This is a genomic window from Micromonospora chalcea (genome assembly GCF_002926165.1).
Lineage (GTDB): Bacteria > Actinomycetota > Actinomycetes > Mycobacteriales > Micromonosporaceae > Micromonospora > Micromonospora chalcea.
The window spans coordinates 1-10212 of sequence record NZ_MAGP01000030.1 but is presented as its reverse complement, the minus strand read 5'-3'; the positions used below and the strand labels follow the sequence as shown (position 1 = coordinate 10212).

Sequence of the window (10212 nt, the reverse complement as noted above, 5' to 3'; positions counted from 1 at the left end):
GCTGGGCAGCGCCCGGCCGGCGTCGCTGCCGGCGCGGAACGCCACGGTGGCGGGGGGGGGGCTCGGCCGGGCGCTGCCCAGCCCGGCCCGCCCGCTCGCGGCGGGCGAGGGGTCAGCTGCCGGACCGGCCGACGAGCCGGCGTCGGCGGCGGGCGCGGGGGCCGGATCGTCGCCGCCGCAGGCGGGCAGCGTCGCCGTCGCCAGGGCGAGGACGAGCAGAGTGACAGCCGACTTCACGTGCACCGCCCGATGCTAGGAGGACCGGCCGCCCCGGCACGACTCCCCAGCCGATCCTTAACCCGCCGCTAAGCCTGAGCCGGCGGCCGCGTGGCCGCAGGCAGCGGCCCCGGCAAAGCGCGCGACGGTCAGGCGTGCGACAGCGCGAACGCGACCAGGAAGCCGAGCACGGTGATCAGCCCGACCAGCAGGTGCGCGTCCGCGAACGCCTCCGGCACCATCGTGTCGGTGATCATCGCGAGGATCGCGCCCGCCGCGAGCGCGGTGATCGTCGCCAGCACCTCGGGCGGCTCGCCGCCGAGCAGCGTGTACCCGGCCAGCGCCGCCGCGCCGGAGATCAACGCGATGGCCGTCCACAGCCCGAACACGTAGCGCCGGGTGCGCCCGGCCTGCCGCATGCCGGCCGCGCTGGACAGCCCTTCCGGCACGTTGCTGAGGAACACCGCGATGACGGTGACCAGGCTGACCGGGCCGCCGGCGAGCAGGCTCGCGCCGATCACCACCGATTCGGGTACGCCGTCGAGCAGCGCGCCGACCGCTATCGCCGTACCCGAGCCGGGCTGTTCCCGCTCGGAGGGCTGCTCGTCGCCGGAGCGCTTGCGGTGCCGCGCGCCGTGCCGGGCCAGCAGGACGTTCGCCCCGGTGTACGCGAGCGCGCCGATCGCCGCGCCGATCACCACCGGCCGCAGGCCACCCTGCTCGTGCGCCTCGTCGATCAGCTCGAACGAGACGGCGGACAGCAGCACGCCCGCCCCGAACGCCATCACCGAGGCGGTCGTCCGGCGCGGTACGCGCGCGAAGAACCCGACGGCCGCCCCGATCAGCAGGGCCGACCCGGCGAGCAGGCCCCAGAATCCCGCTTCCAGCCATTCCGGCACGCGCTGGACCCTACCCCCGGCCGCGTGCCGCCAACCGGGTCAGAAGTCGGCGAACAGGTGCGGCAGCTCGCGGGGGAAGAGGCGGCGCAGCTCACCGTCCGCGTCCACCGGCACGTCGCCCAGGCCGCGTACGACCACCTCGGCCGGGTCGAGCACCCCGTACGCCAGGGCGGACAGCCCGGCGGCGGTGAGCCGCGCGGCCGGCACGCCGCCCTCGGCGGTGGTCTGCGCGGGCAGCACCGCCAGCTTGCCGGTGGTGCCGTCGAGCAGGTGCCGGCCGGCGAGCCAGCGGTCGCCGACCAGCTCGATCAGCACCCGGCCCACCCCGACCGGCTGGTCGGCGAGCGCGTCCAGGCTGAGCAGCCGGGCCATCGGCGCGGTCGGGTCGGGCCGGGCCACCCTCGCCTCCACCTGCACGTCGAGGTCGGTGAGCCACAGCTCCGGCAGTTCGTCCGGGGGAATCTGGACGCTGATCCGGGCCACCTGGTCGACGTGCCGGGCGAAGAACTGGAGCACCGACGCCCGGGCGTACGGGTCGTCGACGAGCAGGTCGTCGGCGTGCAGCGTGCCGGCGTGGTCGTCGATCCGGTAGGTGACAGCGCCGACCGTCTCGCCGCCGCGCACCACGCTGACCAGCCAGCGGTCGTCGCGGTCGCGCAGCCCGACCGCCCGGAAGTCCGGGAAGACCGCGAAGCCGTGCCGTTCCCGCAGGCACCGTTCGGTGTACGCGCGCCACCGCGCATAGCCGGTGCCGATCCGCTCCCAGACCAGCTCGTCCGGCAGTTCGGCGCGCAGCAGCGGCGCCAGGTCCGCGGGGGAGAAGACAGCGGTACGCCGCCGGGGCAGCCCGATGTAGCCGAAGCGCTCGTAGAACGAGGCGCGGAACGGGTGCAGCGCGCTGAGCTGCTGCCCCTCGTCCCGCATGCCGTCGAGGAGCTGGTGCATGAGCGTGCGGACGTGTCCGCGCCGGCGGGCCAGCGGGTGGGTGGCCACGCCCGCGACACCGGCCATCGGCAGCACCGCGCCGCGCAGGTTCTGCCGCATCGGGATCGCCGAGACCGCCGCCGCGGTGACGCCGTCCTCCTCGGCCACCAGTGTCGTGTTCCCGGCGTTGTACGGCAGGTAGGCGCGGAACTGGTCGGTCCGGGAGGCGCCCATCGGCGAGGCCTCGAACGCGTACGCCTGGAGCGGGAAGCTGGTGGTCAGTCGTTCATCGGCGGCCAGCCGGCGGATGTGCATCCGTTCATCCCAACCGCAGCGGGCGCGCTCCGCAACCGGAAAGGACGCCGACTCACGCCTCGGTGACGTCCGAGATGACCACAGTCACGTTGTCCGGCGCGCCGGCCTGGTGGGCCAGCTTCACCAGTTGCTCGCCGCACTGCTGGCGGTCGCCGTACGTGGCGAGCGCCGCCGCGATGGCGGCGTCCTCCACGTAGTCGGAGAGGCCGTCGCTGCACAGCAGCAGCCGGTCGCCGGGGAACACGGTGAGCGCCCCGACGGCGGGCGGCGCGTCGGAGCCCTGCACCGCGCGGGTGACCAGCGAACGCTGCGGGTGGTGGCGGGCCTGGTCGCGGGAGAGCGCGCCCTGGTCGACGAGCGCCTGGACGAACGTGTCGTCGCGGGTGAGCTGGGTCAGCTCGTGGTCGCGCAGCAGGTAGCAGCGGGAGTCGCCGACCTGGGCGAGCACCAGGGTGTCCCCGGCGAGCAGGGCGGCGGTCAGCGTCGTACCCATGCCGTCGCGGGCCGGGTCGACGGTGATGGCCGCGCGGATGCGCTGGTTGGCGGTGCTGACCACGGCGCGCAGCGCGTCGGCCGCCTCGTCGGCGCCGGTGGGCGGGGTCAGCTCGTCCAGGATCCGGATGACGATCTCGCTGGCCACCTCGCCGGCGGGGAGCCCGCCCATGCCGTCGGCCACCGCCACGAGGCGGTCACCGGCGAGGGCGGAGTCCTCGTTGTTGGTCCGGACGAGGCCGACGTCGTTGAGGATGGCCGAGCGGAGGATGAGCGTCATGAGGACAAGCTTGCCAAGAAGAACGGCTCCGCGTCTCTACGCGGTGGCGGGTCTGCTGAAAGAAATGTCATCCGCTTGCATCCTGGGTATGCGTCAACTGTCCGGTGTGGACGGTCGAGGATAACGCAGCAGCAGGCTCGCGTGGACCTCCTCCTCACCCACCGCCGCGTACGTGTGCGGCACGTCGGAGACCCACCGCAGGTAGCCGCCCGGACCGGCGGTGAGCGGGGCGTCGACCGGGCCGGCGCGCAGTACGCCGGAGAAGACTGTGACGTGCTCGGTCACGCCGCTGGAGTGGGCGGGGGAGAGCTGCGCCGGACCCGGGGTGACGCACATCCGGTACAGCTCGTAGGTCGCCTCCCGGTCACTGAAGACCTCCAGCAGCGTGGCGCCGACAGCCGCCCCGCGTACGGTCGGTGCCTGCTCGGGCGCGGAGAGTACGGCGGTCAGCGGCACGCCGAGCTGCGCGGTGATCGCGTACAGGGTCTCCAGCCGGGGGTTGCGTACGCCGTTCTCCAGGCCGGACAGCGTGGCCTTGCCGACGCCCGCGAGGCGGGCCAGCTCGGACAGGGAGATGCCCCGTTCGGTGCGGAGCGAGCGGATGCGCCGGCCGACCTCCCGGGCGCCCCGGTCATCGGGTGGTGCGGCGGCTGTCATGAGGGCTATCGTGCTACACCGTGCCGTTCCGTAAACGGAACGGCGGAGGAGGAGAGCATGGGGGGTCGGCTCCAACCCGTCCTGGCCGGCGTGGTGACCGCCCTGGTCGGCTTCGCCAGCTCGTTCACAGTCGTCCTGGCCGGGCTGCGCGCCGTCGGCGCCGACCGGGACCAGGCCGCCTCCGGCCTGCTCGCGCTCTGCGTCGCCAGTGGCGCCTGCGCGGTCTGGCTCGGCCTGCGGCACCGGCTGCCACTGTCGATCGCCTGGTCCACGCCGGGCGCGGCGCTGCTCGTCGCCACCGGGCCGGTCACCGGCGGCTGGCCCGCCGCGGTCGGCGCGTTCCTGCTCGCCGGCCTGCTGATCGTCGCCGCCGGGCTGATCCCCGCGCTCGGCCGCGCGGTCGCCGCGATCCCCGGCCCGATCGCCTCCGCCATGCTCGCCGGGGTGCTGCTGCCGCTGTGTACGGCGCCCGTACGCGCCCTCGTGGAGGTGCCCCGGCTGGCCGGGCCGGTGGTACTGGTCTGGCTGCTGCTGCACCGGTTCGCCCGCCGCTGGGCGGTACCCGGCGCGCTCGCCGTGGCAGTGGTCGCGATCGCGCTCACCACCTCCGGCCCGGCCCGGATGGACGCCGCGCCGGTCGTCGCGCTCACCGCGCCGGCCTGGACGCTGCCCGCCGTCGTCGGGCTCGCCCTGCCGCTGTTCCTGGTCACCATGGCCGCCCAGAACGTGCCCGGCACCGCCGTGCTCGCCGGCTACGGCTATCGGGCCCCGCTGGGCTCGGCGCTGCGGGTGACCGGGCTCGCCACCGCCCTCGGCGCTCCGGCCGGCGGGCACGCGGTGAACCTGGCCGCGATCACCGCCGCGCTGGCGGCCGGGCCGGACGCCCACCCGGACCCGGAACGGCGCTGGATCGCCTCGGTCACCGCCGGGATCGGGCTGGCGCTGCTCGGGCTCGGCGCGGGCGTGGCCACCACACTGGTGTTGCTCTCCCCGCCGGTGCTGGTGGAGGCCGTCGCCGGGCTCGCCCTGCTCGGCGCGCTGGCCGGGGCTGTCGCGGCAGCTGTGGCCCAGCCGGACGCGCGGGAGGCGGCGGTGGTGACGTTCGTGGTCACCGCCTCCGGGGTGAGCCTGTTCGGGGTGGGCGGCGCGTTCTGGGGACTGGTCGCCGGCTGGCTGATGCTGCTGCTGTTCCGCCGCCGCGCGGCCGCGTCCCCGCCGGCCGGGTCGCCCGAGGCGGAACCCGCCCCGCCGGTTCCCAGCCGGGCCGGGTGACGACCGGTCATCCCATGGCGGTCTGCTGAGGCGGGAGCCGCAGTTCGAGTTCGATGCTCTGCACCTCCTCCTGACTCACAGTTATCGGTTCCGGCCGCCCGATCTGGTAGCCCTGCGCGAAGTCGACCTCCGCGGCGCGCAGGAGATCGAGGGTCTCCTGGTCCTGGACGTACTCGGCGGCGACCCGGATGCCGAGCGTGTGGCACAGTTCGACGAGCGCCGACACCACAGCCTGGTCGGCCGGCGATCGGCACAGGTCGACGATGAACGCGCCGTCGATCTTCACCAGGTCCACCGGCAGGTATTTGAGCTGGGCGAGGGCGCCGTATCCGGTGCCGAAGTCGTCGAGCGCCAGGTGGCAGCCGACCTCTCTGATTCCGGTGGCGAAGGCCAGCGCCTCGTTGCGGTTCTCGATGAGCGCGGTCTCGGTGATTTCGAACGTCAGGCATTCCGGCTTGACGTGGTGCCGGTGGATCGCCCCGGTCACGAAAGCGAGCAGTCCCGGGTCGGCGAGCGACTTCCCGGAAATGTTCACCTGGTAATGGGAGGTCTGTGTTCCGCGGCCGATCAGTTCCAGAGCGTGGTCGATGACCCACTTGTCCACCGCCAGGATTTCGCCGACCCGCTCGGCCATGTCGAGAAAGGCCCACGGCGCGACCGGTTCACCGGTGTCGCTGCGAACGCGCAGCAGAATCTCGTGACGGGCCACCTGATTGAGCCCGAGATCGATGATGGGCTGGGCGTACAGGGCGAACCGGTTGGCCGAGACGGCGCGGTGAATCCGGCGGCGGCACCGGTCCGTCCGTTCCCGCTCGGCGACCGGCCGCTCCAGGACCTTGACGGCGGTGGCGTTGCGGTGCGCGTCGCGGGCCGCGTGCTCGCCGTCCACGAGAAGGTCGAAGCCGGTGTCCGGGATGTCGTTGTCGAAATGGACCACGCCGGCCGAGGTGTTGAGCCGCAGGGGCTTCTGCCGGACGCTGAACAGATGGTTCCGGAACTTGTCCACGATCCGGGCGGCCAGGGCCTCGGCCTTCCCCGCGTCGTCCCGGGGGGCGAGCAGTAGGCCCCACGAGCCGGAACCCACCAGCCCGCTGGTGACGCCGTCCCCGACGACTGCGCGCAGGGTCCGGGCGATCTCCGCCGTCACCTGGTCGCGGTCCTCGTCGGTCAGCGCGTCGGGCAGCCGGGTGGCCGGTTCGGTCGCCACGACGATCAGGGCGCCGCCGGTGGTGCGCCGCCCCCGGTCGACCTCGTCGATCACGTACCCGCGGGTCTGGAGCCCGGTGAGCACGTCCCGGACGGCCGGGTCGGGGCCGAGCATCCGGCTGCGTACGGCGAGCCGGCGTTGCTCCTGGCGGGCGAGTTCGAGCGCGGTGATGTCCTCGCCGGTGGCGATGACGCCGACCGGCCGGCCCGCGTCGGTGAGGATCTCGAGGTGGCAGTACACGTGGCGGACGCTGCCTCCGGGCTGGACCACCCGGAAGCCGATCTCGTCGGGGCGGCTCTGTTCCCACGCCGTCCGCACCGCGGCGAGGACGCGCTCGACATCGGCGGGATGAACGAGGTCGGCGAGCGTCCGCGGGGTGAGGCGGAGCGTTCCCGGCGCGTGCCCGACGATCATCGCCATCTCGTCGGACCAGGAGAGCCGCTCGAAACGCTCCGAGTCGTGGTCGCCTGGCAGCCAGGTGACGGTGCCCTGCTTCGCCAACTGGGCGGCGCGGGTGACCCGGACGGCCTCGTCGGCGTCCCAGGTCAGGGGATCGGCGAGGTCGGTGTCCACGATGATCTTGTAGCCCTCGGCGAGGGACAGGTCGTGCTGGCTCTGCACGGTCCGCGCCACCCGGCGGGCGCGCGCGAGCTCCAACGGGCTGGGTGTGGTCTCGGCGAGCGCCAGGATGTCATCGAGATCCACGGCCGGCCCCCTGCCGCCGCTCGCTCTCCGAGCGGGTGAAGCCGGCCTTCTCGGCCAGTTCGCACAGCTCCTTCTTGGCGGCGGCCTTGTAGGAGCGGACGCTGTTCTCGGTCAGGCCGAGGACGCGGGCGATCTCCTGGTTGGAGAAGCCCTCCTTCGACATCTGGAACACCTCGGCGTGCCGTACCGGCAACTGGTGCAACCAGCCGCGCAGCGTCTCCTGCGCCTCCCACGCGTCAGCGATGTCCGAGTGGGACGACGGCGGCAGGTCCTCCGGCGCCACCGCGGCCTCCCGCAGTCGTCGGTCGTGATCCTTCAACATCTTGAACCGCGCCGTACGGACGATCCACCCGATCGGCCGGACGTGGTCGCGGAGCTTGGACCACTCGACCCGACCGTGCAGAAAGGCTTCGTGAAGCGCGTCCTCCACCGCCTGACGGTCCCGGCATCTCGCCCGGAGAATCCGTTCCACGGTGTGGTACGAGCCTTCGGTGAATTCGGCGAACTCCCGGTCGTGAACGGCCTTCAGGCGGGCCGCCTCCGCCTCGCGCAGAGCGTCGTTGTCGTCGGGATCCGGTGTGAGAGCGGCGGTGCCCTTGATGTCTGTCACGCCGCCTCCTCGACGGGGCCGGGCTTCGACGCGCCGCGCCCGCCCAGTTCGACCTCCCGATGCCCGTCGCGATCGCGCTCCACGATCCGTACGACGTCATGGTCCGCCTCGGCCAGCCGGATCAGCCACGTGACCCGCGCTGTGGTGCGTGTTGTCGCCTCGCGTTCCTCGTTCATGCGGGCGCGGTATGCCACGTAGGCCCGCACCAGGCCCGCCACCACTCCGGCGACGGCAGTGGCCACGGCCACCACCTGATATCCGGTGAGCGGTTCCGCCAGCGCTTCGTTCATTGTTCCCCCTCGGCCCCCTTGGTTCGCCAATTACTATCCGTGGCGAGAGGCCGATGTAGATACCAGAACACGCGCAATGTTTTTGAAGATCAACGATCAAGTCGTTCATCAGCGATTAAAGCGCAAAGTCATGGCATTGAGACTCTGCGCAAGGGGATTGACGGGCGGCTTTTCCGGGCAACTTGCATTGATCACCTATTACTGCGGGTGACAAATCCATCACCTCGGCGGGCGTCACTCCTCGGCGGGCAGCTCCGTGGCCGGGACGGTGAGGCGTACCGCGCCGTCGTGCACCGCGGCGATCCGGTCGGCCAGCACGTAGACCGCGCCGGTGCGGACCAGGTCGGTGGAGACCTTGAGATAGCCGTCGCGCAGCAGCCGTGCGGCCAGGTCGGCCGGCACGTCCGGCTCCTCGACCGCCGCCGACTCGATCAGCTCGTCCAGGCTGCTGCCGGGGTCGACCGGCGCGGGCGCCTGCACGGTCACCGCGGCCGGGTCGCCGCGCTGGACGAGATCGACTGTGCCCACCTCGACGCCTGCGGAGTCGACCACCCGCATGCCGGTGGTGACCCGGGAGACGGTGTCCTGCTGCTGGCTCATACGGCAGCGGTTCCCGGGTCACGCGGGCGCTAAACGGACGGGGCCCAGCCGCCCGGCGGGCGGGGGGACAGCTCGCGCCACGTGTCGGTGCCGTCCAGCAGCGCCCGGACCGTCTCCTCCGCCTCCTCGACGCTGGCGTGCTCGTAGAACCGGGAAACCCCCTCGGCGCCGCCGGCCCGCTGCTCCACGTGCCAGCGGTCGCCGTCCACCCGGAGGAAGACGTCACGCCGGGCGAGCCGTCCCCATTTCCCGTTCCACCAGTGCCTACGCTGCTCCATGCCCGGACTCTATCGAACATGTGTTCGATACACGTCGGCCCCCGCGGGATTCCCGCGAGGGCCGATCGGTTATGGCGTCAGCGCGGCGAGGGCGGCTCCTGCCGGCGGCCGAGCACGTCTTCCAGGGCGCTGCGCTGGCCCGGCGTGCCGTGGTTGCCGGCCAGCAGCGCGTCGCGGATCTCGGTGAGCAGCTTGACCTCCTCGCTCGGGGCCGAGGGCGGCGGCTCCTCGCCGCGCTTGCGGCGCTCGGCGAGCCGGTTCATCGGGTAGACGACCAGGAAGTACAGCGCCGCCGCGGTGAGCGCGAACGTGATCACCGCGTTGACGAATGCCACCCAGTCGAACGGGATGCCCCGGAACGTCGGCGTCGAGCCGGTGAGCCCGTTCTTGCTGCCCGTGATCAGCGCGATGAACACGCGTACCAGCGGTTCCAGGAACGACTTGGTGAGCTGGGTCACCACGCCGGTGAAAGCCGCGCCGATGACGACACCGACCGCCAGGTCGACGACGTTGCCGCGCATGATGAAGTCTTTGAAGCCCTTGAGCATCCGTACTCCCGTGCCCTGATGAGTCTGCGTCGGGGACAACCTATGCCCCGGCGGGCCCTTCGAGAAAAGCACCGGCCTCGATCGCCGCCCGCTGCGGGTCGCCGGCCCGGATCGCCTCCACCAGCCGGCCGTGATCCACGTACCGCTCCGGGGTCAGCGCCTCGCCCATCGCCTGGGCCACGGTGCTGCGCAGCGCGGCGCCGACCGAGGCGTACAGCTCGGCCAGCATGGCGTTGTGCGCGGCCGCCACCACTGCCGTGTGCAGCGCGGCGTCCGCCTCGACGAACTCGTCCACCCGGCCGCCGCGCCACGCGGCCTCGCGGGCCGCGAGCGCGCCGTCGAGCGCCACCAGGTCCTCAGGGGTACGCCTCAACGCGGCGAGCCGGGCGGCCTCCACCTCGAACGCGCGCCGGACCTCGATCACCTCGGTCATCCGGTCGTCGGTGAGCCGGCGGGCCACCACCGGGGCCAGCTCGTCGGTCGACACCACGTACGTGCCGGAGCCCTGCCGGCACACCAGCACCCCGGCGTGCAGCAGCGCCCGGACCGCCTCGCGGACCGTGTTCCGGCCCACGCCGAGCTCGGCGACGAGTTGCGGCTCGGTGGGGATGCGCCCGCCCACCGGCCACTCGCCGCCGAGGATGCGCTCCCGGAGCTGCTCGATGGTCTGGCGGACCCGGTGACCGCGCGGCGGCACGACGACGGAATCCACGGCGGGTGTCACCGGTTACACCTCGTGCCGAAATTCATCCCATGATTGTAGGTTCGAGGTCATGACTCCGCCACCCGCGCCCGCCGCGCGGTCACCGGGTCCGCCAGACCATCGAGCAGCTCCGGGAGCGCATCCTCGGCGGCGAGTGGCCGGTGGGCGGGCGCATCCCCACCGAGCCGCAACTCGTCGCCGAGCTCGGCGTGGGCC

Annotated in this window: 13 protein-coding genes and 1 pseudogene; 2 read left to right on the top strand and 12 right to left on the bottom strand. The window is 72.8% G+C overall.

Annotation, left to right across the window (positions count from 1 at the left end):
* The 5 genes and pseudogenes from BAW75_RS04385 to BAW75_RS04365 all read right to left on the bottom strand — a co-directional run.
* Window positions 1-243: pseudogene (locus tag BAW75_RS04385) on the bottom strand (hypothetical protein); the annotation flags it as partial.
* A 122-nt stretch (window positions 244-365) separates the two neighbouring features.
* Window positions 366-1115: a ZIP family metal transporter gene (locus tag BAW75_RS04380; protein ID WP_104112731.1), complete on the bottom strand. Its 750-nt coding sequence runs from the start codon at window positions 1113-1115 to the stop codon at window positions 366-368.
* Between the two features lie 39 nt (window positions 1116-1154).
* Window positions 1155-2354: a GNAT family N-acetyltransferase gene (locus BAW75_RS04375; RefSeq protein ID WP_104112730.1), complete on the bottom strand. Its 1200-nt coding sequence runs from the start codon at window positions 2352-2354 to the stop codon at window positions 1155-1157.
* A gap of 52 nt (window positions 2355-2406) precedes the next feature.
* Complete coding sequence (locus BAW75_RS04370; protein ID WP_013283512.1) at window positions 2407-3126, bottom strand: PP2C family protein-serine/threonine phosphatase; 720 nt, start codon at window positions 3124-3126, stop codon at window positions 2407-2409.
* A 93-nt stretch (window positions 3127-3219) separates the two neighbouring features.
* Window positions 3220-3783 carry a helix-turn-helix domain-containing protein gene (locus BAW75_RS04365; RefSeq protein ID WP_104112729.1) on the bottom strand — a complete coding sequence of 188 codons (564 nt, stop codon included), beginning with the start codon at window positions 3781-3783 and terminating at the stop codon, window positions 3220-3222.
* Between the two features lie 57 nt (window positions 3784-3840).
* Here BAW75_RS04365 and BAW75_RS04360 point away from each other — a divergent pair, with 57 nt between their 5' ends.
* Window positions 3841-5055: a benzoate/H(+) symporter BenE family transporter gene (locus tag BAW75_RS04360; protein WP_064448384.1), complete on the top strand. Its 1215-nt coding sequence runs from the start codon at window positions 3841-3843 to the stop codon at window positions 5053-5055.
* A 7-nt stretch (window positions 5056-5062) separates the two neighbouring features.
* On the opposite strand, the gene BAW75_RS04355 is transcribed toward BAW75_RS04360, so the two are convergent.
* From BAW75_RS04355 to BAW75_RS04325, 7 genes are all read right to left on the bottom strand, one after another.
* On the bottom strand, window positions 5063-6967 hold the full coding sequence (locus tag BAW75_RS04355) for a GGDEF domain-containing phosphodiesterase (RefSeq protein WP_104112728.1): 1905 nt from the start codon (window positions 6965-6967) through the stop codon (window positions 5063-5065).
* Window positions 6954-7577, bottom strand: a complete 624-nt coding sequence (locus tag BAW75_RS04350; RefSeq protein WP_104112727.1) for an RNA polymerase sigma factor — start codon at window positions 7575-7577, stop codon at window positions 6954-6956. The genes BAW75_RS04355 and BAW75_RS04350 overlap by 14 nt, the downstream gene beginning before the upstream one ends.
* Complete coding sequence (locus BAW75_RS04345) at window positions 7574-7867, bottom strand: hypothetical protein (protein WP_043327445.1); 294 nt, start codon at window positions 7865-7867, stop codon at window positions 7574-7576. The genes BAW75_RS04350 and BAW75_RS04345 overlap by 4 nt, the downstream gene beginning before the upstream one ends.
* A gap of 234 nt (window positions 7868-8101) precedes the next feature.
* Window positions 8102-8467: a hypothetical protein gene (locus BAW75_RS04340; RefSeq protein ID WP_069088720.1), complete on the bottom strand. Its 366-nt coding sequence runs from the start codon at window positions 8465-8467 to the stop codon at window positions 8102-8104.
* A 29-nt stretch (window positions 8468-8496) separates the two neighbouring features.
* Window positions 8497-8745, bottom strand: a complete 249-nt coding sequence (locus BAW75_RS04335; RefSeq protein ID WP_026268772.1) for a hypothetical protein — start codon at window positions 8743-8745, stop codon at window positions 8497-8499.
* Between the two features lie 77 nt (window positions 8746-8822).
* Window positions 8823-9293: a large conductance mechanosensitive channel protein MscL gene (gene mscL / locus BAW75_RS04330; protein WP_104112726.1), complete on the bottom strand. Its 471-nt coding sequence runs from the start codon at window positions 9291-9293 to the stop codon at window positions 8823-8825.
* 40 nt (window positions 9294-9333) lie between these two features.
* Window positions 9334-10017 (bottom strand): FadR/GntR family transcriptional regulator, encoded by a 684-nt coding sequence (locus tag BAW75_RS04325; protein ID WP_104112725.1) that lies wholly within the window; start codon window positions 10015-10017, stop codon window positions 9334-9336.
* Window positions 10018-10115: 98 nt separating this feature from the next.
* On the opposite strand from BAW75_RS04325, the gene BAW75_RS04320 reads away from it, so the two are divergent.
* Window positions 10116-10212: GntR family transcriptional regulator (locus BAW75_RS04320; RefSeq protein ID WP_146074796.1), on the top strand; the 97-nt coding region annotated here is incomplete at its 3' end.